Source organism: Metabacillus bambusae, from assembly GCF_017497975.1.
Taxonomy (GTDB): domain Bacteria; phylum Bacillota; class Bacilli; order Bacillales; family Bacillaceae; genus Metabacillus; species Metabacillus bambusae.
The window spans coordinates 318,293-344,934 of the sequence record NZ_JAGDEL010000003.1 but is presented as its reverse complement, the minus strand read 5'-3'; the positions used below and the strand labels follow the sequence as shown (position 1 = coordinate 344,934).

The 26,642-nt window shown below is 33.8% G+C and carries 25 protein-coding genes and 3 pseudogenes; 21 read left to right on the top strand and 7 right to left on the bottom strand.

What is annotated here, in order from left to right:
* Positions 1-66 precede the first annotated feature (66 nt).
* From I7822_RS06540 to I7822_RS06495, 10 genes and pseudogenes are all read left to right on the top strand, one after another.
* Positions 67-210, top strand: coding sequence for a hypothetical protein (locus tag I7822_RS06540; RefSeq protein WP_207976205.1), 144 nt, complete (start codon positions 67-69; stop codon positions 208-210).
* Positions 211-255: 45 nt separating this feature from the next.
* The gene (locus tag I7822_RS06535; RefSeq protein WP_207976203.1) at positions 256-891 is read left to right on the top strand and encodes a TVP38/TMEM64 family protein; all 636 of its coding nucleotides are present in this window, start codon (positions 256-258) and stop codon (positions 889-891) included.
* Positions 892-1,409: 518 nt separating this feature from the next.
* On the top strand, positions 1,410-1,616 hold the full coding sequence (locus tag I7822_RS06530) for a DUF1657 domain-containing protein (protein WP_207976201.1): 207 nt from the start codon (positions 1,410-1,412) through the stop codon (positions 1,614-1,616).
* A 286-nt stretch (positions 1,617-1,902) separates the two neighbouring features.
* Positions 1,903-2,111, top strand: a pseudogene (locus tag I7822_RS06525) (stage V sporulation protein AD); the annotation flags it as partial.
* 320 nt (positions 2,112-2,431) lie between these two features.
* A pseudogene (locus I7822_RS06520) lies at positions 2,432-2,602 on the top strand (O-methyltransferase); the annotation flags it as partial.
* A 295-nt stretch (positions 2,603-2,897) separates the two neighbouring features.
* On the top strand, positions 2,898-3,896 hold the full coding sequence (gene spoIIP, locus I7822_RS06515; protein ID WP_207976197.1) for a stage II sporulation protein P: 999 nt from the start codon (positions 2,898-2,900) through the stop codon (positions 3,894-3,896).
* A 60-nt stretch (positions 3,897-3,956) separates the two neighbouring features.
* On the top strand, positions 3,957-5,189 hold the full coding sequence (gene spoIIP / locus I7822_RS06510; protein ID WP_207976196.1) for a stage II sporulation protein P: 1,233 nt from the start codon (positions 3,957-3,959) through the stop codon (positions 5,187-5,189).
* A complete protein-coding gene (locus I7822_RS06505; protein ID WP_207976194.1) occupies positions 5,182-5,340 on the top strand; it encodes a hypothetical protein in 159 nt (52 codons plus the stop codon). The genes spoIIP (I7822_RS06510) and I7822_RS06505 overlap by 8 nt, the downstream gene beginning before the upstream one ends.
* A 403-nt stretch (positions 5,341-5,743) precedes the next feature.
* The gene (locus tag I7822_RS06500) at positions 5,744-6,475 is read left to right on the top strand and encodes an urease accessory protein UreH domain-containing protein (RefSeq protein WP_207976192.1); all 732 of its coding nucleotides are present in this window, start codon (positions 5,744-5,746) and stop codon (positions 6,473-6,475) included.
* Between the two features lie 313 nt (positions 6,476-6,788).
* Positions 6,789-7,373: a YdhK family protein gene (locus I7822_RS06495; RefSeq protein ID WP_207976190.1), complete on the top strand. Its 585-nt coding sequence runs from the start codon at positions 6,789-6,791 to the stop codon at positions 7,371-7,373.
* Between the two features lie 153 nt (positions 7,374-7,526).
* On the opposite strand, the gene I7822_RS06490 is transcribed toward I7822_RS06495, so the two are convergent.
* The 6 genes from I7822_RS06490 to I7822_RS06465 form a co-directional block, all read right to left on the bottom strand.
* Entirely contained in the window at positions 7,527-7,673 is a 147-nt protein-coding gene (locus I7822_RS06490; RefSeq protein ID WP_207976187.1) for a hypothetical protein, read from the bottom strand.
* A gap of 250 nt (positions 7,674-7,923) precedes the next feature.
* Positions 7,924-8,421: a DUF2269 domain-containing protein gene (locus tag I7822_RS06485; protein ID WP_307847695.1), complete on the bottom strand. Its 498-nt coding sequence runs from the start codon at positions 8,419-8,421 to the stop codon at positions 7,924-7,926.
* A gap of 35 nt (positions 8,422-8,456) precedes the next feature.
* Positions 8,457-8,654, bottom strand: coding sequence for a Sec-independent protein translocase family protein (locus I7822_RS06480; protein WP_207976183.1), 198 nt, complete (start codon positions 8,652-8,654; stop codon positions 8,457-8,459).
* 204 nt (positions 8,655-8,858) lie between these two features.
* Complete coding sequence (locus tag I7822_RS06475; RefSeq protein WP_207976181.1) at positions 8,859-9,797, bottom strand: F510_1955 family glycosylhydrolase; 939 nt, start codon at positions 9,795-9,797, stop codon at positions 8,859-8,861.
* A 59-nt stretch (positions 9,798-9,856) separates the two neighbouring features.
* Entirely contained in the window at positions 9,857-10,546 is a 690-nt protein-coding gene (locus I7822_RS06470; RefSeq protein ID WP_207976179.1) for a response regulator transcription factor, read from the bottom strand.
* Position 10,547: 1 nt separating this feature from the next.
* The gene (locus tag I7822_RS06465) at positions 10,548-11,918 is read right to left on the bottom strand and encodes a sensor histidine kinase (protein ID WP_207976338.1); all 1,371 of its coding nucleotides are present in this window, start codon (positions 11,916-11,918) and stop codon (positions 10,548-10,550) included.
* 126 nt (positions 11,919-12,044) lie between these two features.
* On the opposite strand from I7822_RS06465, the gene I7822_RS30615 reads away from it, so the two are divergent.
* The 6 genes from I7822_RS30615 to I7822_RS06435 all read left to right on the top strand — a co-directional run bounded on the left by I7822_RS30615 (position 12,045) and on the right by I7822_RS06435 (position 16,821).
* Entirely contained in the window at positions 12,045-12,413 is a 369-nt protein-coding gene (locus I7822_RS30615; protein WP_207976176.1) for an AbrB/MazE/SpoVT family DNA-binding domain-containing protein, read from the top strand.
* 365 nt (positions 12,414-12,778) lie between these two features.
* The gene (locus I7822_RS06455) at positions 12,779-13,126 is read left to right on the top strand and encodes a metal-sensitive transcriptional regulator (protein ID WP_207976174.1); all 348 of its coding nucleotides are present in this window, start codon (positions 12,779-12,781) and stop codon (positions 13,124-13,126) included.
* Positions 13,127-13,142: 16 nt separating this feature from the next.
* Positions 13,143-13,349, top strand: coding sequence for a copper chaperone CopZ (gene copZ, locus I7822_RS06450; protein ID WP_207976172.1), 207 nt, complete (start codon positions 13,143-13,145; stop codon positions 13,347-13,349).
* A 423-nt stretch (positions 13,350-13,772) separates the two neighbouring features.
* Positions 13,773-16,193, top strand: coding sequence for a heavy metal translocating P-type ATPase (locus I7822_RS06445; RefSeq protein WP_207976170.1), 2,421 nt, complete (start codon positions 13,773-13,775; stop codon positions 16,191-16,193).
* 30 nt (positions 16,194-16,223) lie between these two features.
* Positions 16,224-16,460 (top strand): hypothetical protein, encoded by a 237-nt coding sequence (locus I7822_RS06440; protein ID WP_207976168.1) that lies wholly within the window; start codon positions 16,224-16,226, stop codon positions 16,458-16,460.
* Positions 16,461-16,485: 25 nt separating this feature from the next.
* The gene (locus I7822_RS06435) at positions 16,486-16,821 is read left to right on the top strand and encodes a (2Fe-2S) ferredoxin domain-containing protein (protein WP_207976166.1); all 336 of its coding nucleotides are present in this window, start codon (positions 16,486-16,488) and stop codon (positions 16,819-16,821) included.
* 673 nt (positions 16,822-17,494) lie between these two features.
* Here I7822_RS06435 and pdxR read toward each other — a convergent pair.
* Entirely contained in the window at positions 17,495-18,973 is a 1,479-nt protein-coding gene (gene pdxR / locus I7822_RS06430; RefSeq protein WP_207976164.1) for a MocR-like pyridoxine biosynthesis transcription factor PdxR, read from the bottom strand.
* A gap of 106 nt (positions 18,974-19,079) precedes the next feature.
* Between pdxR and I7822_RS06425 the strand changes: the two genes are divergently transcribed.
* From I7822_RS06425 to I7822_RS06405, 5 genes and pseudogenes are all read left to right on the top strand, one after another.
* Positions 19,080-19,862, top strand: coding sequence for a PhzF family phenazine biosynthesis protein (locus tag I7822_RS06425; protein ID WP_207976162.1), 783 nt, complete (start codon positions 19,080-19,082; stop codon positions 19,860-19,862).
* 280 nt (positions 19,863-20,142) lie between these two features.
* The gene (locus I7822_RS06420) at positions 20,143-21,417 is read left to right on the top strand and encodes an MFS transporter (protein WP_207976160.1); all 1,275 of its coding nucleotides are present in this window, start codon (positions 20,143-20,145) and stop codon (positions 21,415-21,417) included.
* 378 nt (positions 21,418-21,795) lie between these two features.
* On the top strand, positions 21,796-24,078 hold the full coding sequence (locus I7822_RS06415; protein ID WP_207976158.1) for a helicase C-terminal domain-containing protein: 2,283 nt from the start codon (positions 21,796-21,798) through the stop codon (positions 24,076-24,078).
* Positions 24,079-24,178: 100 nt separating this feature from the next.
* Positions 24,179-24,456, top strand: a pseudogene (locus tag I7822_RS06410) (SMI1/KNR4 family protein); the annotation flags it as partial.
* Positions 24,457-25,086: 630 nt separating this feature from the next.
* Complete coding sequence (locus I7822_RS06405; protein WP_207976336.1) at positions 25,087-26,571, top strand: aldehyde dehydrogenase family protein; 1,485 nt, start codon at positions 25,087-25,089, stop codon at positions 26,569-26,571.
* The last annotated feature ends 71 nt before the right edge of the window (positions 26,572-26,642 follow it).

Below are 26,642 nucleotides of genomic sequence, written 5' to 3'. Positions count from 1 at the left end.
AGGATAACAAATATTGAAGCTACATGATAGCAGTCCAAGTAAAAGAGAGTAGCCTATAATTTCTAAATGGATATGGCACCACTTTCACCAGAAGCACAGACACCAGGAATGGATGAAGAAGAACAAAATTTAGATGGTAAAAACATAGATCCTCAATTACATAATCACTCTTGGGAAAATCATTCAGTAATATTTCTCTTAATTGAGTAAATACTTTAATTGTAACTTTCCGACAGATGATGGAGGTTGACAGCGATGAGAAAAGGATTAATTTTTGCAATAATATATGGAATTACCCTCCTTATTGCATTTAATTATAGAGATTTTTTATTAAATTGGCTAAATGACAGTGATTTAGAACAAATTCCTTTTTTATTTTTTCTTTCGATAGTTATTAGTGTGTTTCCTATTATTCCATTTTCAGTATTTGCTGGAATGATGGGTGCAAAATATGGGATCTGGATTGGTAGTATAATTAACTGGTTTGGCTCGGTAGGAGCAGCAATAATCTTTTTTTTTCTTGCACGTCGTTTTTTTGTTTGTGAATTAAAAAACTATGTGAGTCGCTTTAAAGGTTTTAAAAATTTGAATAATACTATTAATCAAAGTCCTTTTACTACTGTATTATTGGCTCGGGCTATTTATATCATCCCTCCTCCGGTAATCAATGTTTATTCTGGGCTAAGTTCTATGTCATTTAAAATATATTTTTTTGCAACTGCCATTGGTCAAGTTCCTGCAATGATTGTTTACGCATTTTTAGGAAATCAATTATTTACTTCAGTTCAAACATTTTTGCAAGTTCTTGTAATTTACATAGGATTTATTCTTATAGTTTTGTTCATTTATCGAAGATGGCTTAAAGAAAAGTCAAGGATTGCTCATGATTAATTAATTCATTACGTAGTTGTTACATGATCGAATGATAATGCTTTCTTAAAATTCTTTTCGAACACATTTTTATGATTAGTGTGAATATATTTACATCTGATTGTTATTTTCTGAGGATATCGCCAAAAAATCTAAAGATTTAGCTTGTGATAATTATATGGCTATAATTTACGATTTAAATAAAGGTTGTGATACGAACGAATGTAAAACAAAAGCAAAACAATATAGAATAAAATCATTAAATCTTTAAATGTAACAGGAATAGACAAATAATTAACTATTGAAACAAGGGTGATTTCACCCCTTGTTTTTGGTGTGCTTGTAGGTACTCAATTTAGGTAGGAGCGTCCAAAAAAGTGCGAAGAGTGGTTGAACCACTGTTTGAACAGAATTTCTATTATCATTTTGTATTAAAAGTTAATACCCAGTAATTCACAATATTGAATTTTACATAAACACCATCTAAAAAGAAACAATACAATCGTAAGCTATTCAATTAAAAGAAAGAAGGAAATTAAATGACAGTAATAAATGACGTTAAGACAGCTCTAGCAGGATTGAAAAGTGCACAGGCAAGTTTTGAAACATTTGCTCTTGGTACAGAGAATCAACAAGCAAAGCAGCTTTACCAAGATGCTGCTAAACAAACACAATCCGTTGTAAACAGCATTGAACCACGTGTTCAACAAATCGAACAAGAAGAACCCCAATACAAACAACAATAATTAGTCAAAGGCAAAAGGTTGGTTACTTAAATTAACCTTTTTATACTTCGTTTTTTCGATAGAAACGGTTAGTTGATTTTAAAAAAATAAGGGAAGGATAGTAACATTAGTCTTTTTTTAATGGTGATTATCGGATTTAGCTCAAGGATGTGCGGAAATCCGAATTAGTTTGCGAATACTAACGATCATACAAATGTTGTAAAGGTACATACAAGCAAGTCAATTGATCAATTTATTGCTAACTAAGCAATAGAAAAGGACTGTAGATGATTCATCGTGAAGGCAAGTTCTTGCAGGTACAAGTGGTGCGGGATGTTCTGCCTCAGCTGTTTATGGCCATTTGCTCAATCGAATGAAAAATGGAGAATTTAAAAAGGTTGTTAGTTGTAGCTAGCTACAGGTGTATTACTATCACCTCTTACTTTTAAACAGAATGACACAATCCCTTGTATTGCATATGCAGTTTCAATTAAATTTGAAGGCCAAGAAGTATGATCTTTTTATGGGCATTTGTCATTGGCGCTTCATTTGGTTAAGGAATAGCTCAAAAAAGACACCCTGAAGGATGCCTTTTTCTTTGAGGAGGTGGAGGGGTGCGCTATAACAAATTTAGCAATCGATACATCTTCTTAATTAAGAAATTAATCGAATACTGTCGAAACTCCGTGTGAAATACAATTTATCCAAACTAAATGGTAATAAATGAAACGTCTTAAATCCTTGATATTATTGGGTTTAGGCGTTTTTTTATTATACCAATAAATCACGATAAGGAAAATTATCCGAACTAACTAGATTTTTCATTACGTTTAGCCAATCCAGGTGCAATGATTGTTGGGGAAAATATTTTACAAGGTGGGAGGGTTTATGACAATTCCTATATTGATTTCCAGTCTGAAAAAATGCTGTTTTTTAATCAACGTATTGCGAATGATCCTAATTTGGAATCTATCATTTTACCAGTTGGGCAGGGTTTATCTATTTGACGTGTAAAGGAATCAGTACAATATGGGAAGGGTTACCTATTGGTTTATCGCGATGGTATCCTTTTTTATTTTAGGCTCTTTTTCTAAGAGATTGTTGCTTTTAAAACAAAAACTAATTCAGGTTGATTGGAGCGGAAATCATCCACACCGCTTTACTTGTTTAATAGCAACAAAGTTTGCGAAAACAGCCTATTTTTATAATATAAATAAAAGAATGCAGGAACAGTTATTAATAAATTTCAAAAGAATCCGATAATTATAATGACAAGAAAATAATATTACATGAGGGAATAGAGTGAAATCTTTTAGCAGAAAAACTTTAAGAATATTATTAGTAACTTCAATTACATTGTTTATTAGTCTAATAATGCTTATTATTTATCTCCAAGAAAAAATGCCTAATGAAATAACAAATAAACAGGTTATATATTATAACAATCACGAAAAGGACATTAAAGGTTTAACGAAATCCATTTCAGATAATAAGACCTCAAAAGCAGAAATTGCTTCAGAAGAGATAGCTACAAAGGAAATAAATCCAGATAAAGCAGCACTGCAAAAGGACGCGGTACTTGACCGAAGAAAAATTGATGCATTTGATAGAAATAAAATAAAAGTGCCTAATATAGGTAAAGAAAAGTTTCATAGCACGTTTGGTCGTAAAGTAGCTTTTATTTACTTTTCTCATAATCGCGAATCCTTCTTACCTTATTTTAAAAATGGAACAACTCCTGAGAAAGCATACCATTCAGAGCTAAATGTAGCATTAATAGGTGAACGCTTAGGAAATACCTTAAAGAGTAATGGCATCTGGAATAGAGTAAGTAACGTGGATATAGTAACAATGCTTAATGAACGAAATTTAAAATTTGGCAGTTCTTATCAAATGTCTAGAGAAGTTGTAATAAATGAAAAACGAATAAATCCAGATCTAGAAATGACATTTGATATTCATCGCGATGCATTACCAAGAAGTTTAACAACAATAAATATTAACGGAGAATCATTTGCAAAGATATCTTTTGTCATCGGAAGTGCACATGAAAATTATAAGGATAACTTAAATTTCACTAATGGTATTAATGAGATAATTGAAAAAAATTATCCGGGACTTTCTAGAGGGATCATAATTAAAGATAATAAACAAGGTAATGGTGTTTATAATCAGGATTTATTACCTAGTAGTGTAATCATTGAAATTGGTGGGGTAGAAAACAATTTAGAAGAACTTTATCGTTCTGCTGACGTTTTGGGAAATGTCATAAGTCAATATTATTGGGAAAATAAACATTAACTTGAATAAGAAAACTTACAGTATATATATTAATCATTACTGTAAGTTTTTTTGTAATAAATGAAATATTTTTATAGCCATACCCCCTCTTACTTTTTCATAGTATGTGAAAAAGGGGGTTGTCCAAAACTGAAAAGACAAAAAGATCCACCAAGATTTCTATTCTTCACGTTATTAGGAATTGTTATCATTTACTTATTAATTGGTACTATACTCATCACTAATCTGAAGGTGAATTCCAATTTTATACAAAACACTATTGTTAACTTAAGTAGTAAAGATGTTTTTGCCCATTTCCTTAGAGCAGAAAATCATTATTTTTATCAAAAAGATGAGGAAGAAATAATCACTTTATCTGATACATCTAAATTAGCTATTCAAATAGCGACAAATGTTAAACCGACAGATGCTCGAACATTTTTGGGTAACGAATTACCAGGTTTAAGGAATTATGATACTGAAATTGTAGTTGCTGGAGAGGGTACAGACTTAACGACTCTTCCTCATGAATCTGCACCACCAACTGAGGTCTTGTTACAAGAACGAAAAGTAGCTGAGGAGAAATTAAAAGAAAGAGAAGATAATTCAACAGATAATGAAGTTGTTCAAGTAAACCCTCCAAAGAACAAAACAGTATATATATATCAAACACACAGTTGGGAATCTTTTCTCCCTTTGCTAAAAGACGCTAACATTCCAGATGAAGCAACAAGTAATGACGCAAGGGCAAATGTAATAGGTCTGGGACAAAAGATGAGTGAAAATTTAATAAATAAAGGAATTGGCGTAGTTCATGACACAACAAATATGACTCAAACCTTACACGAAAAAGGTTTAAGGTCTACTAAAGCGTATACAGTTTCTGGGGATATAGTTCAAGAAGCTATTTCTAATAAAAAGAATGATTTAACTTATTTTATTGATATACATCGTGATTCTGCTCGAAGAAGCATTACAACCAAAAAAATTAACGGAAAAGACTATGCGAGACTATACTTTGTAGTAGGAAAAGAACACAAAAACTATTTAGAAAATCTTGAAACAGCAAAACAATTGCATAATGAATTAGAGAAAAAGTACCCTGGCATTAGCAGGGGAGTATTTCTTAAAACGAAAAGTGAAGGAAATGGTGTCTATAATCAGGATATTTCAAATAAGGCGATGTTAGTTGAAATAGGTGGTGTTGATAATAATCTGGATGAACTTTACAGAACAGTTGATGCATTTACAGATGTTTTTGCAGATTATTATTGGAATTCAAGCGAAGCAAAAGAGGTAAACGGAAATGGTTAGTAACTTACCAACATCATTAAAATGGTTATTATTCACTTTCATTACAACCTTAACATCAAGTTATCTAACAGGTATTCCGATATTTACTTTATCTTTGTTTGTTACAGGTTTAATATTTACAATCGGATATTTTTATAAGGCTCTTTTCTAAGAGATTGTTGCTTTTAAAACAAAAATTATTTCAGGTTGATTGGAACGGATTGCGAGACTCCTGCGGGAGCAGCGGACAGGTGAGACTCATGCAGGCGTTTTACGCCGAGGAGGCTCACCGTCCGCCTCGCGGAAAGCGAGCAACTCTCGCTGCAATCAACCACACCGCATTACTTGGTAAATAGCAACAAAGTTTGCGAAAACAGCCTTTTATAAAGAACATTTATTAAATTAGACTTTTATAAGTATAAGGGACTTTCTATTTCGGAAGTCCCTTTATGTTTATACAATAAAGACAACCATATATTAATAACCGAAGAGTTTATATAGCCATTGATCCTACATAATTTCTGCACAATTATATAATAATCTATAGTCAATAAACACAATTAGGGAGGTCCAATGTGTATATTTTCTTTAGTAAATTAAGCTCATGGTTAAGTCAACCATTTTTTAATATGGCAAATACCTTAGAAGGATTTCCAATCGCATTTGCGTTTGTTTTGGGAATAGTAGGGGCTCTTGCACCTTGTCAATTTGTAGGGAATATTAGTGCAATAACACTGTATGGTAATCGTTCACTCCAAAGGGAAATTGTTTGGAAAGATGTATTTAGTTTTATTTTTGGTAAGGTCGTTGCTTTTACTTTATTAGGATTATTAATATGGGTGTTGGGAAGAGAAATTGAAGGATATTTCACTATCTATTTTCCGTGGATGCGTAAATTGATGGGTCTCATATTAATTGTAGTGGGCTCAGTTATGCTTGGATTAATCAAACCAAAATGGTCTTTCAAATTATTTAATCTGACAAAGAATGATAAGCCAGAAAATCCTATTGGTTCTTTTCTACTTGGGCTTAGTTTTTCTCTCGCTTTCTGCCCAACAATGTTTGTTTTATATTTTGTATCCTTAATGCCAGTCGTTTTATCCAGCACATATGGATTTATTCTACCAACCTTGTTTGCTTTAGGAACAGTTCTTCCATTACTCGTAACGATTTTTCTTATTTGGTACCTAGGAGGAAGTGGGGTCTTAATGAAAAAAGGTAGAAAGCTAGGTTTAGTTATTCAAAGAATTGCAGGTGTCTTCATGATCCTTGTAGGAATACTTGATTCAATAACCTATTGGTTATAAATTAAATAATTTTTTATCCTTTAAATGCTACACCTTCAAAAAATTAAGTTGTAAAGAGTATTAACAACAAAATCTCTATACTAAGAGGGGCTTATTGTTATTAAATAAGGAACAGTGAATCTTTTTGTATTAGGAACTTGTAAAATTTAGAAACTTAAAAAAGATAATATGCATATTTTCTGCAAATTCTTTTGTTAATCTTTTGTTATACCCATTAGAAGCGATAGAAAAGGGTATGTTAACTTTAAAGAAGCATGTAAAAGAGTAACTAATTAGTTAAAAATGTTTTTTTATAAGTAGATAGGAGGATAAAATGATTAAAAAAATTGGAATGGGAATTGTTTCAATGATTTTAGCATTAGCGTTATCAGCGTGTGCAAGTGATAGTGAGGAAAATGAACCTGATAAAAACAATGACATGAATTCAAATTCTGAAGAAAGTATGGAAATAGACCATTCTAAAATGAACCATTCTGGCTCAGACGAAGTTCCAGAAAGTTTGAAAGAGGCAGAAAATCCTACCTATAAAGTCGGAAGTCAAGCTATCCTTGAAACAGACCATATGGAAGGGATGAAGGGTGCTGAAGCAACAATTGTAGGAGCCTATGAAACTACAGCATATGTTGTTTCCTATACCCCAACAACTGGTGGAGAAAGAGTAGAAAATCATAAATGGGTTATTCACGAGGAAATTGAAGATGCTGGGGATGAAACATTCAAGCCAGGAACAGAAGCTATTATAAATGCAGATCATATGGAAGGGATGAAAGGTGCAACAGCTGAAATTGATTCAGCTGAAGCAACAACTGTGTATATGGTCGATTACACTCCGACAAACGGAGGAGAAGAAGTTAAAAATCACAAATGGGTAACAGAAAGTGAACTGTCAACTAAATAAATGTAAATTAATAGAAAATCTAAAAAGGGCTTATCAAAAATAGATAAGCTCTTTTCCCTTTTAAATTAAAGTACCTCAAAAAAAAAGTATTCAAACAAAGTTTTGACTACATTGACACATTCTCCATCGTCGAATTTCACGTTGTTCATTGATTTAAGATTTAGTATCACTTTTGGACTTATTGAAATCGTTGTTGGACCTTTCTACTATATTATTTAATTCCCCTGTGTCTCCTTTTGCATTAAGTATTTCTAATATTTGATTTAACCCTTCACTAATTTGATCACCATTAACTTTCATTATTTAACCTCCTTATAAATTACCATTATCATTTTCCACTTTACCATTAAGTATGTTTCTTTTTAGGTAAAAATATAAGGCTATATCCATTCGACTGAACTACCTAATACAAGTAAGTATGGTAATATATTAAAAATATGAGAAATACACTTTCCATTAACTTACCCTTTTAATACATTAAGAAAAATGCTCTACTCCTTAAGAAGTAAAGCATTGATAGTAAAATATTTATATATTACAAAAAACTGAGTTACTGTCTCTGCGGCTGTAACTCAGTTTTTTGTTTATTTTGCTTACGCCACCCATAGCGTGTCATGCCTCTAGGTTTGTACACAGAAAGAGTTGTAACCACAAGTAACACCAGGAGACCACCACTAGCGTGGAGAACGAGGGAAAGTCTTGTGTCTCGTAAATTGACATTGGATAATGTCGTCTCTGCAGCTATACCCGAAATATAACTTATTGGCTCCAGTTGTAAAAGCAAGACGATGGTGGAAAGGAGAGTTAGCAGGAATTTTACTAAAACCCAATAATGACGGAATAAGCCCCATTTAGTTCCAAATGATTGGACAAGTCCACTTAGCAATGAGACCAGACTTAACGGAACGATGACAAACTTGGCTGTCAGCTCCATCGAGAGATAGGAGGCACGCACCATCTGATCATCTTGGCTGGTTAGACCAGCAATAGCAAGAGCTAGGAAGACAGCAACGGCACCTATCCAGCCGACTGTGGAAGTAATATGCACCAATAATGCGAACCTTCTGAGACTGGGTTTCATGATCATGTTAGTTGTACCTCGTTTTCTGCGGTTGGAGTGAAGGTAGTAAACCGCTCAGACGAAAAGTGACGACTAGGACCGTGATCACCACCAATGCCAGTAATTTTTATGATAACAAACAACAGAATCAGTACAGTAGCAATTATAATAAAGACTTTCACCCAGCGTGGTGTGCCAGGAGGCAATTCCCGATCAGACATTTTCCTGTCCTCCTCTATCGTGTAAGGTACTAATACTTTTCTCATATTTTCTCATCGATTTATTCTCCTCTTAAATTCAAATTCTCTTAGTTAGATTCTGTTTTTTGAAAAGTGTATCACACTTATTAGTTTTTTAAACTAACTCCTTATATACTATAATCCACTGTAAAACAGAACCTGTTTGTCCTATATCTCCATAATAACTTATTTAATTTCCCCATGGGTCATTAATGCTTGCCAAGTGGTGCCGTTATCTTTGGTTTGATATATGTCACTTTTAAAGGTAACCAATGTAATCTCGTTTCTATTTTTTGGATTTGAAGCGATAAACATAACTGGATTTTCTTGATTAACCTTTGCTGGTATGGGAAGGTTGACCTCTTCTTGAGTCGTAAGTTCTTGCTTAATAAGAGCAGAATTATTTCCATTCAAACTAAAATAGAGTATTGAGTTCTCTTGGAACTGTAAAGTAGTAACTGGAGTAGATTTTGAAAATACATTGAATTGACCACCATAATCATCTGAAATAAATAAGCCATTATCAGTTGAAATCCCAATCATATTTGACTTTGTCGGATGTGTTGCGATATTACCAATCGAGTTAAAAGATACTCCTTGCATGTGACTTTTTGTCCAATTCTTGCCTTCGTCTTCTGAGTAATATAAACCAGTACCTATCTCTGAATTTTGCATTTCATTAATGACGTAGATCGTATGGCTAGAGTAACCTGCTGCTAAATAATGAATATCTATTTCACCATAAAAAGCAAGTTTTTTAAAAGAACTTCCAGCATCTGTACTTTTAATTAATCCAAGTGGGTTTTTTAAATTAGATCCTTTCTCAGGATGTCCACTAGAGTAAAATCCCTCATCGATAGCTTGGAATCCCATATAATCATGATTGTTTTCGCTGATTTTATACCATTTATTATTTGAAAATCGTACTAATCCATCATGAGTTGCGAGATACAAATTATTGTTGTTTCCTGCATACCCCATCCCGTGAATATGTTCTATTTTTACATCTTTAATTTCTTTAAAAATGTCTGAACTGTTAGTTGCGTTTTTTGTCTCTTCTTCTGTACATGCTGTTAGAAAAATACTTATGAAAAGTAGAGAGATAATCCCTTTTTTAAACTTCACTTTGTTACCTCCAGGCTATTTATTAGATCATTTTAATTTTTTATTAATTGTCGGAGTCACTAGTATGCATCTGAACTCCATTTATATCCGACACCCCAAACGGTTTTCAAATGTTTATCAACTGGAAATCGTGCATGACGTAGTTTTTCTCTGATGTTTCTAATATGAGAATCAATTGTTCTGTCTTCTGTTTCGGCTCTTAGTCCCCATAAAGTTGTAAGGAGATGCTCCCGAGAGAAAACCTTATTAGGGTAGTTCAAAAATAATTCTAATAGGGCAAATTCTTTTGGTGTCAATGTAATTCCTTCATTAAGATATCTCAATTCAAAGGTTGATTTATTTAAAGTTAAACCTTTAAAAGTAATGTGCCTTTCTTCATTTTTATGCCCACTAATCCGACGAATCACAGCTTCGATTCTTGCTAGCAATTCCTGTTCGTTAAAAGGTTTTGATAAATAATCGTCTGCACCAGTTTTCAATCCCTTAACGATATCTTCTTTAGCACTTCTAGCCGTTAACATAATGATGGGAACATTCGAAAAATCTCTTATTTTTTTACAGGTTGTCCAACCATCCATATCGGGCATCATGACATCAAGAATGACAATATCGACATCTTCCTTCTCCAAAAACTGTATGCCATCATTTCCTGAGACTTTCTTTATACACTTGTAACCATAAGGAGATAAGTATAAAGATAATAAATCAAGCATTCTTTGTTCATCATCGATCAGTAAAACGGTTTTCATTTTATTGCTCCTTTAATACGATTTTAAAGCATGTTCCTTTACCATCTTGACTATCAGCTGAAATTTCACCACTATGAGCTTCCACTATTTCTTTTACAATAGCCAAGCCCAATCCATAACCACCAGTCAATCTGGATCGAGATTTGTCAACACGGTATAAGCGGTCAAAGATATAAGGTAAATCATCATAAGGAATTCCTTTTCCTTGGTCCTTGATAAAAATAATTATATTTTTGTTTTCCTGCAATACTTCAATCGTAGTAGTTGAATTTTCTTTAGAGTATTTTAGAGCGTTGTCTAATAGGTTTAAAAAGACTTGTTCAAAGCGTATAGGATCAATTTTAACGAAAAAATCTTCCTTACAATTTAACTCCAAATGAATTCCTTTACTTTTAAATGCAGGTAGTACCTTTCCAAAAATAGATTGAAGGAATAAACAAATGTGGGTCCGTTCTTTAGAAATGGAAAAGGCATTTTGGTCCATCTTTGCAAGTTCAAATAATTCTTTTAATAAATCACTTACATGATCTGCTTCTTCATGAATGATGTTTAAGTAATTAATTCTTTCTGTTTCATCTAAAGCTTTTCTTCTTCCAATATCGGCATAACCTTTTATATAGGTTAAAGGAGTGCGAAGTTCGTGAGAGATACTTGCTAAAAATTCATTTCTCTCCTTTTTTAAATAATTCAAGTCATTAGCCAATGTTTGAATAGATTTTGATAATTCACCAATCTCATCATTTGAAGTAACAGGAAGGGAAACAGAAAAATCTCCATTACTTAGTTTTCTAGTTGCTTCTTTCATCGAAACAAGGGGTTTTGTTAAAGCTCTAGATAAAAAGAAAATCGTTATCAACATAAAAAATAGAATCAGTAACGCGGCAAGTAAGAAATGGTTATTTAATTGTGAAATAAAATTATGAATATGATCTTTGCTTTTGAACATGTAAACATATCCTTGATTTTCTTTTCCTCCATCAAAAGATGAAACCGTTGCAATGTACTTTTCATTTTGCAAGTCTGATTGTAATATCAGTCCATTTCTTGGTATATCATTAATCGTTTTACTTAATATTTTTTCCATACCATCATCGATCACCTTAGATGTTTCTAATACATCACCGTCTGTATTTGTGATCACGACTTCTGTATCTGTTTGGGATTCCATCAATCCAATGTGATGAAGAGTAGCATTATCAGATGACATTTCTAGAACATCACGATGGCTATTTCCTCTTGCCTTTAATGATGATAGTTCTTCATTGACAAGAGAATGCACGACATTACGATGTAAATATATCATTGAACAAGTTTCAATGATGAAAATGCAAATAAAAAACCATAAGCCTAATTTAATTGAGATTTTCATAATCATTCACCTTTACGAGTATAGAGATATTTTACTGCGAAAATGTTGAGAAATTATGCAGATTGAATATTATTTATCGCTTCTTTTCAGTATTAACATAATATCATTCAAATTCTTATTGCTTGAAAAATGCATATTTTCTTCACACTTTTTAATTATTCTATTCAAATAACCATTAATCAAGAGGTGATTGAACTGAATAAGCTAACATTAACCAAGACTGGACAGGTATATATACCAAGTTGTATAAGAAATGAAATAAATCTCGAACCTGGTGATATTATTAATATTTTTTTAGAGGATAAAGAAATTGTCATGACAAATAGGGAGGAGTATATTATTGAAAATCAATGTGTATTCAGTCAAAACGGCACTGTTCATATACCTATAGAGATTAGAAGATTATGTAATATCGACTCAGAAGCTATTTTTAGATTCACCTTAAATAAAGAAGAACAGAAAATCAGCTTAATTTATGACAGTAAAGGATATTGTTAAAGATAATATTGAGTAAAAAGAAAGGTTAAAACCTACTTTATCTAAAAATAATGGCAAAAAATAGGAACTTTTGTCTTGATTAATTTAGAATTCATTATAGCAACAAGATTAACTAAGTTGAGTTAGTGATATATTATATCTGTATTCAAAAATACACAGGTGTTTTTTGAAAAGTGTTATTTAAATTAAACTGCCTATTTATTGTGGAAAGAAAATCCGCCCAAAAAAATCCCTATTGCAGGGTAAAAGTTTAGATATAAATCTATTTTCTCATAGTAAATACCTATTTCTAAAATTTCTTTTCAAAACACTTTACATACCATATGGGGGTATAGTATCATTTTATTAAGGAGGTGAGGCAGTCAATGTCGATAAATTCAGAAAGTCTTGATAATATTGTTGAAATCGAACAATGCTGCTCATCAGATGATGAAAGAAAAAGCCACCACTCAGATAAAGTGAAAAATAATTTAGTAACAAGATTAAATCGAATTGAGGGACAAATTCGAGGAATAAAAGGATTAATTGAAAAAGATACGTACTGTGATGATGTTATTACTCAAATATCTGCAACTCAATCTGCTTTAAATAGTGTTGCTCGAATTTTACTTGAAGGGCATATGAAGACTTGTGTTCTAGAGAAAATTCAAGAAGGAAATACGGAGATTTTAGATGAGGTAATGGTAACCTTTCAAAAATTAATGAAAAAATAAAAGGAGACTATACGATATGGAAAAAATGACTCTAAACGTAAAAGGGATGTCTTGTGGGCATTGTATTAATTCAATTGAAGGAAATGTAGGAGAATTAACTGGAGTTACCAATGTTAAAGTAAACTTGGATTCAGGAACGGTTAATGTGGAATTTAACCCAAATGAAGTTACTCTTGATAAGATCAAAGAAACAATTGACGATCAAGGTTATGATGTTCAATAAATTCGAGTAAAGAACGTGCAAATAAAGCACGATTTCTTTTTAATATTATATATACTATACCTACGTATAGTATATACAATAAAGGGAGTAAATAATGGATAATGTAAATTTAAAGATTAAAGAAATGTCATGTGGACATTGTATTAATTTAATTGAAGGAAACATAGGAAATTAAATTGTGTTCAGTCTGTAAAGATTTACTTAAATGAAGAAAAAGTAGATGTTTCATTTGATACAGCAGTGTTTTCCTTTAAAGAAATTACAGACGTAATAGAAAATCAAGGTTACAATGTAGCGCTTTTGTAAAACGTCTAAAGATCAAAATTGTCATTAAGGAGTTGAAAAACGTGCTGTCCCGACGGCACGTTTTATTCCCATCAAAATATACACCACTATAGTATGTGGTGATAGGAGTGTAAGGCTATGAGCGATAAAAAAGAAACAACACTTCAAATAGCTGGCATGACTTGTGCTGCTTGTGCAGTGAGAATAGAAAAAGGTCTCAAAAAAATAGATGGAGTAGAGGATGCGAACGTAAATTTCGCATTAGAAAAATCAAAAGTAACATTTGACCCTTCTAAAGCAAATGTAAATCAATTGAAAGAAAAAGTACAGTCTTTAGGATATAAAGTAGTAAGTGAAAAAGTTGAATTTGATATAACCGGCATGACGTGTGCAGCGTGTGCTAATAAAATTGAAAAACGTTTAAATAAGTTAAATGGTGTCCAAACCGCAACTGTAAACTTCGCCCTAGAATCAGCCCTAGTAGAATACAATCCTGATGAAGTTTCGATCGTAGATATGAAGGAAGTCATCAAAAAATTAGGCTATCGTTTAGATCAAAAACAAGAAGCTAAAGGTGAAAAGGTTGATCATAGACAGAAGGAAATTGAAAAACAAAAAGGAAAATTTATTTTCTCTTCTATTTTATCTATCCCTTTACTTTGGGCGATGGTCAGTCATTTTGAATTTACTTCTTTTATTTGGCTACCAGAGATGTTCATGAACCCTTGGGTTCAACTAGCACTTGCGACTCCAGTTCAATTTTTAGTTGGCGGTCAATTTTACGTAGGTGCCTATAAAGCATTAAGGAATAAAAGTGCAAACATGGATGTTTTGGTTGCGCTTGGCACCTCTGCAGCTTATTTCTACAGTATCTACCTGAGCATTTTATCAATAGGCTCTAATTCACATATGGTGGAATTATATTTTGAAACAAGTGCTGTGTTAATTACGCTAATTATATTAGGTAAACTGTTTGAAGCAAAAGCAAAGGGACGTTCATCTGAAGCCATTAAGAAGCTTATGGGATTACAGGCTAAAACGGCCACAGTATTAAGAGACGGGCAAGAAATGAATTTACCAATTGAAGAGGTAATCACTGGTGATATCGTATATGTGAAACCAGGTGAAAAGGTACCTGTAGATGGAGAGATTTTTGAAGGAAGATCTGCTCTTGATGAGTCTATGATTACAGGTGAAAGTATTCCTGTTGATAAAACAGTTGGAGATGTAGTAATAGGATCAACCATTAACAAGAACGGATTTTTAAAGGTAAAAGCAACAAAGGTAGGAAAGGATACTGCCTTAGCTCAGATCATCAAAGTAGTCGAAGAAGCTCAAGGATCAAAAGCACCAATCCAACGTTTAGCAGATGTTATCTCAGGAATTTTTGTCCCAATAGTAGTTGGAATAGCTATTGTAACATTTCTAGTTTGGTACTTTGTTGTAAGTCCTGGAGAGTTTGCAGTAGCTCTTGAAAAGTTAATTGCCGTATTAGTTATCGCATGTCCATGTGCACTAGGTCTAGCTACTCCTACGTCCATTATGGCAGGGTCAGGGCGAGCTGCGGAATATGGAATTTTGTTTAAAGGCGGGGAGCATCTTGAAACGACTCATCGATTGGATACAGTTATCCTTGATAAAACGGGAACTGTAACAAATGGAAAACCAACACTTACAGATGTTATTCTCTCAAATGGATTTGAAGAAAGGGAATTTTTAAAGTTAGTCGGTTCTGCAGAAAGAAACTCTGAACATCCGTTAGCTGAGGCAATTGTTGAGGGCATTAAAGAAAAGGGGATTGATCTCGGCAGCTCTGAACATTTCGAAGCCATTCCTGGTTTTGGAATCGAATCTAAAGTTGAAAGCAAATCATTGTTTATTGGTACGAGACGACTTATGGAGAAAAATAACATTGATGTTGGAGACATATTACCTAAGATGGAAAACTTAGAAAAGCAAGGTAAAACGGTGATGCTAGTCGCAATTGATCTTCAATTTGCTGGAGTGATTGCTGTCGCAGATACAATTAAAGAAACCTCTCAGAAAGCGATTGAAAGGTTAAAAAATATGGGTCTTGAGGTCGTTATGATTACAGGAGATAACAAGCAGACAGCTCAAGCAATTGCAAATCAAGTTGGAATTGACCATATTTTAGCAGAAGTACTTCCTGAAGGAAAAGCAGAGGAAGTAAAAAAGCTACAAAAAGCTGGAAAGAAAGTAGCAATGGTCGGTGACGGTATTAACGATGCACCAGCTTTAGCTACTGCAGATATTGGCATGGCAATCGGTACTGGTACAGATGTAGCAATGGAAGCAGCTGATATTACCTTAATCAGAGGAGACTTAAATAGTATTGCCGATGCAATCTTTATGAGTAAAATGACGATTCGAAATATCAAGCAAAATCTATTTTGGGCCTTTGCTTATAATGTTATAGGAGTTCCAATTGCAGCACTAGGATTTCTGGCACCATGGCTTGCAGGAGTAGCAATGGCATTTAGTTCAGTTTCAGTTGTTTTAAACGCACTCAGATTACAAAGGATTAAATTAAAAGGATAATCTATCTATTAATAAGAGAGGAGTGTTTTTATGAAACAAAAAAACACTTTGACCTGGGCGATTTCAGCCGTTATTTATCTCGGGTTAGTAATTGGCGGATATACCGTATATGCAAGCTTGGACAGTAATGATGATCACATTAATACCCATACAGCAACAACAAATGTTAACGAGGAAAAAGAATCTATTAATGAGCAAACACATAACTATAATCATACTAGCCAACGAAATGATGGTAAGGATTCAGCGCATTCAGAGGTTAAATAAAAAGGAAGAACATAGGGGGATTTTTATGAAATTAGATGGGATTAGCAAACATTTATTAATTTGCAACGGAAAAACATGCACGAAAAATGGAGCAGAAACAGTAACAGAGACCATTCGGGGAGAATTGAAGAACTTAGAGCTGCAAAAGGAGATTCACACAACAAAAACATTATGTAATGGCCAATGCAAGCATGGTCCGATCGCTGTTCTATATCCAAATGGAACTTGGTATAAAAAAATGAATAAAACAAAAAGTAAAGAACTTATTCGTCAACTGAAAGAAAACGAAAACGTACATTTAGGCTCCGAACTTTATTACCATGATGGGAAAACATTTAAGAACCATGATAGTGAACTATAACATCTTATCTCTATATCAAAAAGGTGTCGAATAATTGTATATGTATTTTACAGTGAAACCCCGCTAACAATAACGTTTATGCAGTATCCTATACATTGGCGAAGTTAACGAAAATGGCGGAACATTTATTTGGAGCATAGATAAAACGGCATCAGGTTTGGATTGAAATTCAATATCAGGAATGGCAGCTAAATTTTAGCCCATATTAACAACCATAGTTTGTCCTTTTGAAAGGGTAATACCTCCATCAAATGGATTTTCTCCATCATAATAACGAGCGACTTCTATTTCTCCGCCTTCATAAGAAGAATTTGCTTTCTTTCCTGTATATAGCGTAACTGTTTTAGGAGTTTGTTCAAATGCATCTACAATATGACCTGACTCACCACGTTGTGCTAAAATCTTACCTTGATATGAAGTTGTTGGTAATTTCTCTGAAGTAAATAATCTATTTTTTACTTCACTAGTGTCATAGTCCTTTATAATATCCTTCCAAGTTTTTCCGTCATCAGAAATTTGAATGGAATAAACTCGAAGAACCGGTAACGATAGATTTTACTTTTATAGTTTAGTTGAATAAACACAGCAATATTGATGAGAAATACCAAACCCCATTTTAAAGAAAATGGGGTTTTATTTTTTTAGCTCCACAACCAATCAACTTGGACTTTAATCAAAAATGTGGCGAGCTATCCTGTTTTATTTTTAACTCAATTGCGGATTGAAGGAGGTTACAAATGGTTGTCACACCTTGTGTTAATTGTTGTTCATTCATATAAGAAAAGCTTAATCGTAAATGATGATTTTCTTGTTCTGTCGGGTAACAAGCTGATCCAGGTAAAAATGTGATTTGTTCTTTCTTAGCTTCAATTAAGAGGTGGTCAGTATTAATCCAGGAAGGAAGAGTAAGCCATACGTTTAATCCTCCTTTTGGTATGAACCAAGAAACTTCTTCAGGTGAATGTTCTGACAGAATCTCCAGAACAAGGTCGCGTCTTATCTTTAGAGCTGTTCTTAATTTTTTTAGATGATCCATCATTCTTTTTGAAGTAATAAATGGAAGGATGGCTTTCTGTGTAAGTAAAGGAGTCCCTAAGTCGGTGTTGGCTTTTGCTGCTAATAGACGTTTGAATATAGAACCAGAAGCAGCTAATATGCCTATTCTACATCCTGGTGCTAATATTTTGCTTAAACCTTTCAGGTATATGACATGACCGTCTTGGTCAAGACTTTTCATTGATGCAGGAGGTTTTCTTTCAAAATAGATTTCACTACATGGATCATCCTCAATTACTAAACACTGCGTACTTTTTGCAATCTCAAGAATTTGTCTTCGTCGTTTTATCGGCATCACAGAGCCGGTTGGATTGTGAAACGTAGGAACGGTATATATGATTTTCGGTTTATACTTATCACATAAATTCTGAAGTAAATCTACTCTCATTCCATCGCAGTCAACAGGAACGGTAAGAATGGTAGCACCTCTCCCACGAAACACATCAATAGCTCCTGGATAAGTGGGAGCTTCCATGACTACTACATCACCTGGTCCAACAAAAGTACGAGCAATTAGATCAATTCCTTGTTGTGAACCACTTGTAACTAAAATATTATCAGGAGAAGTTGTCAGGTCCATTCTTTGTAAATACTCAATCATTGCCTGCCTAAGCGCTTTATCTCCTTGGATCTCTCCATACTGTGAGAGAACTTTTGGGTTTTCAGAAAGCATCCTGTGAATTTCTTGCTCTAAGTATCGATTAGGTAGAAGTCCAGGATCTATCATAGAAGATGAAAGATGAATTTTTTCAGGAACTTGATGAAAACGAGCAAATTGAGACCTCGGTAAATAATCTTGAACGGAAAGTTGCCAATCGTATGAACTGGTTCCTTCTTTCCTTTCTGTTTCTTCCATTTTTGTCTTTCTTATAAACGTTCCTTTCCCTTGAACAGACGTGATAAATCCCTCTTGTTCTAGCTTTTGATAGGCCTTTACTACAGTAACTAAACTTACCCCAAGCTGTTTTGAGAGCTCGCGTACAGAAGGTAATTGTAATTCTTCTTCTAAGAGATCGGAACGGATATGATCGAGAATGGAATGGTATATTTGCTTAATTATTGAAATGTCAGCATTACGTTGAATCTCTATGTGCATGACCTTATCTCCTTTAAGTGTTATACATAGGTATTGAGTGTTATACACAAACAGATGTAAACTACCAATAAATTGTTTAACACATTATAACACTGGAGGAAATGAGATGAAATATTTTGTAGTTGATGCTTTTGCAGAAAAGGTTTTTGAAGGAAATCCAGGGGGAGTATGTATCATGAAAGATTGGATTTCAGATGAACTCATGCAGAAAATAGCCATTGAAAATAATTTATCGGAAACATCTTTTGCAGTAAAAGAAGCAGGTCATTATCGACTGAGATGGTTTACACCTGGAGGAGAGATTAATCTTTGTGGGCACGGAACGTTAGCAGCGGCATTTATCATTCTAAATTATTATGAAAAGCAATTGGATACCGTCAAGTTTAATTCAAATAGTGGAGAGTTAACTGTAAATAAACAAGATGACTTGTATGAACTGGAGTTCCCTTCTGTTCCTTCAGAAGAAATTTCTGTTACTGATCAAATGATCAAAGCTTTGGGAATTGTGCCAAAAGAAACGTACATAAATAGAGATCTTGTTTTTGTACTAGAGTCCGAGGAAGATGTGAGAAACGTAAGCCCTGACTTTGCCAAATTAGAAACATTGCCAGAAGGACTGGGTGTTTGTGTGACGGCCCAAGGAAGCGAATATGATTTTGTCTCCCGAGGGTTTTTCCCTAAACTAAAAGTAAATGAAGATCCCGTAACAGGTTCCTTACACTGTAGCTTAATTCCGTTTTGGGCAAATAGACTAGGAAAAAAGGAAATGGTGGCTAGACAATTATCAAGTAGAGGTGGAACGCTTTATTGTAAACATGAGGATACACGAGTAAAGATGGCTGGAAGAGCGGTTTTATATTCAGTAGCCGAATTAAATATTGAGGTTTAATATGGAAAACATTAAATATAGCTCAATAAATGAAATACCCAAAGTAAAGGAATAAATCAGCATTTTTTTTCGCTTTCCCATACACTATTTCAATGCTGACCAGTATTACTATCTTTGGCATGATCTATGGAGTTCTTGTGTAATCCAATGGGTATAGGGTTTTTTGGTCAACTTTTATTGTGCTATTGCTTTTTGAGGGAGTATGCAATTATCCCATTATTAACCATAGGATTTGTACAACTACAATATATTTTGATTTTAATAAATGAGGGGTGAAGGCTTGAAACGCATTCATTATAGTTGGGTTATTTTATTTATTGCGTTTTTTTCTATTATAATAGCAGGGATTGTACGATCATCATCAGGAGTGTTAATTGTCCCTTTTGAAAATGACTTCGGATGGGAACGCTCAACAATCTCGTTTGCCTTTGCGATTAGCCTTCTTCTTTACGGACTCTCTGGTCCTTTTATGGCTGCTCTAATAGAGGTAATAGGCTTAAAGAAAATGATGATTTTAGCAATGACAACGCTATTGGTCGGGGTTTTGCTCACCTTTTTTATGGTGAAACCTTGGCAATTAGTTTTGATTTGGGGGATTATAATAGGTTTGGGTTCTGGTTTGTTCTTAACGGTACTAAGCCCATATATTGCAAATAAATGGTTTGAAAAAAGGAGAGGACTTGCGCTTGGTATTTTAACTGCGAGCACAGCTACAGGACAGTTAATTCTCCTACCATTGCTAGCGATGATTGTAGAGACACATTCCTGGAACTGGGCGATGGGCCTAATTCTTATCCTTAGTGTCATTATGCTGGCTATTATACTATTATTTATGAAAAACTCGCCAAAAGAACTTGGGCTCCTTCCGTATGGACTTGAAGAAGAATCACCCTTAGTGCAAAAAGCTCAAAAGAAAAACCCTATAAGTATAGCTTTTAACGCCTTATTTGAAGCCGTAAAAATGAAGGAATTTTGGTTATTAGCAGGTAGCTTTTTTATCTGCGGACTTTCGACTAGTGGATTAATCGGTACTCATTTTATTTCCTACTGTATAGGATTGGGTTTTGCAGCTGTTACAGCTGCATCCATGATTTCATTAATGGGGGTGTTTGATTTAATAGGAACAACTCTTTCTGGTTGGTTATCTGATCGATTTGATAATCGGTGGTTATTGTTTTGGTATTACAGTTTAAGAGGAGCCTCACTTTTGTTTCTCCCATTTGCGCTTTCTGAAGGTTCTATTACTTTTCTAATTATATTCTCTGTGTTTTACGGGTTAGATTGGATAGCTACCGTACCTCCAACGGTTAACATATCAAGACAGATCTTTGGAATAGAGAAAAGTGTTGTTGTGTATGGATGGATCTTTGCAGCCCACCAATTAGGCGCAGCCGTGGCAGCAGGGGGAGCTGGAATGATATACAAGTTGTTCGACTCCTATTCATGGGCATTTTCTTTAGCAGGAATGTTTTGTTTATTAGCAAGTCTATTCGTAATAGTGATAAAAAAGCAAAGTTTTGTAGTTAAGGAAAATGAAACTTATATAGCTAAATGAGGTAAGTATTAAGAAAGCTGTAGATTGATGATGGAAGGTAGCAACTATAATGTCTATGAATAGTATGATTTCTTTGCTAAGAAACCATGCTGAAAATTTGGTCTCATGAGTTGTAAGGAAATAAGGGATAACATCAATGATTTATTAGATTTTCTACTTTAAGGTTGAAATCATTAATAAATAAGATGTATCCCTTCTAGGGTTCAACCAACTTATTTTTCGTTAATTAACACTTCTACACTATCTCTTCCCTATCTAAACATAAATATCTAATTCAAATTCCAAAAGCAAGCACAGAGTACTAATCATCACTTTATCTTTGTGAATTTCTGATATACCTTATACTATATAACTAATCAATTTTAAATAGGTGATCACATGCTACCCGAAATAAAGCTCTCTGTACGTTCATTAGTTGAATATTTGTTTCGAAGTGGAAGTATTGATAATCGATTTCGAACTTCGACAACCCTTACAGAAGGGACAAAAGCCCATAAGGCCATACAAAATAAGTATCAAGAAACAGATCAAAAGGAAGTTTTTCTTAAATCGGAAATTGAATATAAAAAGATGATGTTCATGATTGAAGGTCGATGTGATGGGGTGCTTTTTCGTGATGATGAAATACTTATTGATGAAATTAAGTCAACCTCAAAAGACTTGAGTGGAATAGAAGAGGAAACATACCCTGTACATTGGGCACAGGCGAAGGTGTATGCGTATATGTATGCAAAAGATCATGAACAGAAAGAAATGATTGTTCAATTAACTTACATTCATTCTGTTACAGAAGAGCAAAAGAAATTTCAAAGACTTTTTATTTTTGAGGACCTCGAACAGTTTGTAAACAAGCTAGTGAAGGAGTATTTTCCCTATGCATCTCTCATGCAGAAGCATCAAATAAGAAGAGATCATAGCATTAATAAATTAACATTTCCGTTTGAAACATTTCGAGAGGGTCAACGTAAATTCGCAGGTGCCATTTATAAAACCATATCAGAGGAAAAAAATATTTTTGCAAATGCACCCACTGGTATTGGAAAAACCATTTCTACAATATTCCCAACAGTGAAGGCGATTGGCGAAGGTAAGCTTGAACGAATGTTTTATTTAACGGCAAAAACAATTACAAGACAAACCGCCGAAGAGGCTTTTACACTTATGAAAAATAAAGGTTTGTGTATGAGTGCTGTTACAATTACTGCAAAGGATAAAGTATGTTTTAAAGAAGAAACCCTTTGTCAGAAGGAGTATTGCGAGTTTGCGAATGGATATTACGATCGTATAAATGAGGCTGTTTTAGATATTTTCTCTCATGAAACCTTTATTAATCGACCGAAAATCGAGGAATATGCGAGAAAGCATACGCTTTGTCCATTTGAATTTTCCTTAGACTTAGCATTTGTGGCAGATGCCATTATTTGTGATTACAACTATATCTTTGATCCGAAAGTGTCACTAAAGCGATTTTTTGATGAACATAAAAGACAGTCTGCATTATTAATCGATGAAGCTCATAATCTAGTTGACCGGGCTCGAGAGATGTTTTCAGCTGAATTACAAAAGTCAGATTTTCTTACTTTAAAACGTGCATATAAAGGGTCCAATTTGTATGAATCTGTTAATAAAATAAATAAATATATTATTGAAATGAAGAAAAAGTGTTCCGAGAAAGGGCATCTTGTGTTGAAGGAATTACATGCCGACCTAATCAACATGCTTGAAGAATTTGTACGTACCGCTGAGATCGAATTATTGCAACCAACAAAATCAGTCGACCAAACATCGCTATTAGATACATATTTTGCTGCAACGGGATTTGTTCGAATCTCAAAGCTCTATGATGAACGGTATGTTACCTATGTGGAAACGGAGAAAAATGAGGTACAAATTAAAATGTTTTGTTTGGATCCTTCACATAACTTGCAACAGATTAGTAAAAAGTTTCGAACAACTGTCTATTTTTCTGCCACACTAATGCCACTTCAGTATTTTTTGGATATGCTAGGGGGTACGTCAGAGGATTATACCATTTCGATTCCTTCACCATTTGCAAAAGAACAAACAGAGGTCTTCCTTAAACCATTATCGACTAGATACCATGACAGAGACCATACAAAAAAGCAGATCATTGATATGCTCTCAAAGCTTTTGATAGAACGAAGTGGAAACTATCTGATTTTCTTTCCATCCTATCAGTATATGAAAAGTGTATATGAAGACTTTTCCGCAAGCTATCCTGAAATCCGCATCATCATACAAACTAACAGGCAAGATGAGGATGAACGGGAACAATTTTTACAAGAGTTTAAAGAAGAAAGTACTGATACACTTATTGGCTTTGCTGTATTAGGTGGTATTTTCTCTGAAGGTGTTGACTTAAAAGGGAATAGGCTGAATGGTGTCATCGTTGTTGGAGTAGGCTTACCACAGCTTTGTCTAGAGCGAAATATTATAAAAAACTATTTTCAAACAACAGGAAAAAACGGATATGATTACGCCTATACCTTCCCTGGCATGAACAAGGTGCTACAGGCAGGAGGCCGATTAATCAGGTCTGAGACAGATACAGGAGTGATTGTACTAGTTGACGATCGTTTTCTTACTCAGAAATATCAAGGACTTTTACCGAGGGAATGGAGGGACTTTAAGAGGATCTAAAGAGCCTATTTTAGTGAATTTTTAAGATTAATTTTATAAAAGAAGCTTTGAGAAATAATAAATTTGAAAAATTATCACCTAAAGAGACAGCTAAGCATAGGAGCAAAATCAGAATATTCCTTTAGATGTTATACGGGATAGGTGTAAATAAAACTTTTGATTTAGAGAAATACCATGAAGAATTCGAAGAAGATTTGTTACCAAAAAGTTTGATAATCGGAGATGATCCCGGTTCAGGTTTAATTGTTTTAATAACTGATAAGGAAAATTATGGTGTTTATTATTGGGACCATTCCACAATCAAATGAAGATGATAATACATATAAAATCTCTAATAGTTTTAGTGAATTTATTCAAAAATTAAGTAATCCAACCTAAAAAATTAAGATGAAAATCCTTAATTATAAGGAAATCTATAAAATATATATAAAATATATGAAGGAAACTAAATAGCTTTTAAATTGGCAGATGATTGATTATCTGTCTTTTTTGTGTCATTAAGTAGAAGTCTTTTTTTAAGTTACTTTGTTGATTAACCTATGGTCTCCCTCTTTACTTTTCTTTAAAGATTTCATTACAAACAAATTTATTTATTGCATCTAATTGTACATCAAAAGAAGATCGTCAGTACTAACTATTGTAAACCCAATTATATAAAATTTTATCCTATTTAATTTGGATAACCTTAACAACCATGGTCTTTCGAATTGACCTAAAAGTATTCTCTTGTCAATGTCTTGTATAACTCAAATTTTAATACTTTTAGCTATTATTTTTAGGTAGTTAACAGTGATAAAAGTTATTTTGTCTGATAATAAGATAATCTCTATTCTATTTTTTGATCTTAAAAAATGATTAATATTGTTCCCTTTTTTTAAAAAATGGTTTACAACGATTCATTTCGATGGTAGTATTTAACTTAACAAATGATTCAAAAAATTTAGTTAGTTGCTATTTTAAATATTTAAAGGAGAGGTGTATGAATTGAAAGTAAGCGATTACAAATTAATGCCTAAAGTAAAAGAATTTTTGGAAGAATCTATAGGTCTTTATATTAATGGAGAATATGTACCAGCGGTTAGCGGAAAAACATTCGATGTCATTAACCCTTCTAATGAAGAAGTAATTGCAAAAGTTAGCGAAGCACAACCTGAAGATATCGATATTGCCGTAAGAGCTGCAAGAAAAGCATTTGATGAAGGTGAATGGTCAGAAATGGAAGCGGCTACACGATCACATCTTATTTATAAGTTTGCAAATCTTATGGAAGAAAATCGTGAAGAGCTTGCGCAGCTAGAGTCCTTGGATAACGGTAAACCATATAAAATCGCATTAACAGATGATGTTGATGGGTCAATCCAACATTTCAGATATTATTCAGGTTTCGCAACTAAAATACAAGGTAAAACAACACAAGTATCACCAGATTATGTGAATTATACAGTACATGAACCTGTCGGGGTTGTAGGTCAAATTATTCCATGGAATTTTCCACTATTGATGGCTGCTTGGAAGCTTGGATCGGCTCTAGCTGTTGGCTGTACAGTTGTCATTAAACCTGCAACTGAAACGCCGCTTTCTCTACTTTATGTAGCAAAACTGTTCAAGGAAGCTGGTTTTCCAGACGGCGTTGTTAATATAACGCCTGGCTCCGGTCGAAGTGCTGGAGAAGCAATAGTTACCCATAAAATGGTGGATAGAGTGTCGTTCACTGGATCAACAGCTGTTGGAAAAGAGGTCATGAAGAAATCTGCAGAGCAAATCAAAGGAGTAACACTCGAATTAGGTGGTAAATCACCCTCAATCATCCTAGAGGACGCCAACCTAGAAGAAGCAATTGAAGGGGCATTTAACGGTACGATGTACAACCATGGACAAAACTGCAGTGCTTGTACACGAGTCTACGTTCATCGAAAACATTATGAACAGGTATTACAAGCTATGGCAGAACGTGTGAATACGTTGAAACTAGGCCCAGGATTGGATCCGGAAACAGATATGGGTCCACTCGTCTCAGCAAAACAGAAACATACTGTTCTTGACTATATCGAACAAGGAAAAAGAGAAGGTGCACGTCTTATTGCGGGAGGGGAACAAGTATTTAATGAAGGCTATTTTGTACAACCAACGATTTTTGCGGATGTAACAGATGATATGACGATTGCACGTGAAGAAATCTTTGGTCCAGTAATGTCAGTTTTCGTTTTTGATACTGTTGAAGAAGTAATTAAAAGGGCAAATGACAGCGATTATGGTTTGGCAGCTAGTATTTGGACAGAAAATATAAAATCTGGTCATTATATTGCCCGTAAACTACAAGCAGGGACAGTCTGGATTAATGATGTTGGTCTTGAGTGGGAGACAATGCCATTCGGCGGATACAAACAATCTGGTATTGGACGTGAAATGGGCGGAGAGTATGGCTTAGAAAATTACACTGAAGTGAAAAGTGTATATGTGAATATTAAACAAATAAAGACTGGAAATTTCTGATAACATCAAATCTAATAAAGAATTAAAATATATTTTGATAATTATTTTTTAACAAGCTGAAAATTACCTTT

Excerpts from the sequence above, each read along its gene's own strand:
- I7822_RS06495 (WP_207976190.1), top strand. The coding sequence starts at position 6,789 with ATGATTAAAAAAATTGGAATGGGAATTGTTTCAATGATTTTAGCATTA.
- I7822_RS06455 (WP_207976174.1), top strand. The coding sequence starts at position 12,779 with ATGTCGATAAATTCAGAAAGTCTTGATAATATTGTTGAAATCGAACAA.
- I7822_RS06445 (WP_207976170.1), top strand. The coding sequence starts at position 13,773 with ATGAGCGATAAAAAAGAAACAACACTTCAAATAGCTGGCATGACTTGT.
- I7822_RS06505 (WP_207976194.1), top strand. The coding sequence starts at position 5,182 with ATGGTTAGTAACTTACCAACATCATTAAAATGGTTATTATTCACTTTC.
- I7822_RS06480 (WP_207976183.1), bottom strand. The coding sequence starts at position 8,654 with ATGTCTGATCGGGAATTGCCTCCTGGCACACCACGCTGGGTGAAAGTC.
- I7822_RS06440 (WP_207976168.1), top strand. The coding sequence starts at position 16,224 with ATGAAACAAAAAAACACTTTGACCTGGGCGATTTCAGCCGTTATTTAT.
- copZ (WP_207976172.1), top strand. The coding sequence starts at position 13,143 with ATGGAAAAAATGACTCTAAACGTAAAAGGGATGTCTTGTGGGCATTGT.
- I7822_RS06435 (WP_207976166.1), top strand. The coding sequence starts at position 16,486 with ATGAAATTAGATGGGATTAGCAAACATTTATTAATTTGCAACGGAAAA.
- I7822_RS06425 (WP_207976162.1), top strand. The coding sequence starts at position 19,080 with ATGAAATATTTTGTAGTTGATGCTTTTGCAGAAAAGGTTTTTGAAGGA.
- I7822_RS06490 (WP_207976187.1), bottom strand. The coding sequence starts at position 7,673 with ATGAAAGTTAATGGTGATCAAATTAGTGAAGGGTTAAATCAAATATTA.
- I7822_RS06530 (WP_207976201.1), top strand. The coding sequence starts at position 1,410 with ATGACAGTAATAAATGACGTTAAGACAGCTCTAGCAGGATTGAAAAGT.
- I7822_RS06405 (WP_207976336.1), top strand. The coding sequence starts at position 25,087 with ATGCCTAAAGTAAAAGAATTTTTGGAAGAATCTATAGGTCTTTATATT.
- spoIIP (WP_207976196.1), top strand. The coding sequence starts at position 3,957 with ATGAAATATTTTTATAGCCATACCCCCTCTTACTTTTTCATAGTATGT.
- I7822_RS06535 (WP_207976203.1), top strand. The coding sequence starts at position 256 with ATGAGAAAAGGATTAATTTTTGCAATAATATATGGAATTACCCTCCTT.
- I7822_RS06470 (WP_207976179.1), bottom strand. The coding sequence starts at position 10,546 with ATGAAAACCGTTTTACTGATCGATGATGAACAAAGAATGCTTGATTTA.
- pdxR (WP_207976164.1), bottom strand. The coding sequence starts at position 18,973 with ATGCACATAGAGATTCAACGTAATGCTGACATTTCAATAATTAAGCAA.
- I7822_RS06415 (WP_207976158.1), top strand. The coding sequence starts at position 21,796 with ATGCTACCCGAAATAAAGCTCTCTGTACGTTCATTAGTTGAATATTTG.
- I7822_RS30615 (WP_207976176.1), top strand. The coding sequence starts at position 12,045 with ATGCATATTTTCTTCACACTTTTTAATTATTCTATTCAAATAACCATT.
- I7822_RS06540 (WP_207976205.1), top strand. The coding sequence starts at position 67 with ATGGATATGGCACCACTTTCACCAGAAGCACAGACACCAGGAATGGAT.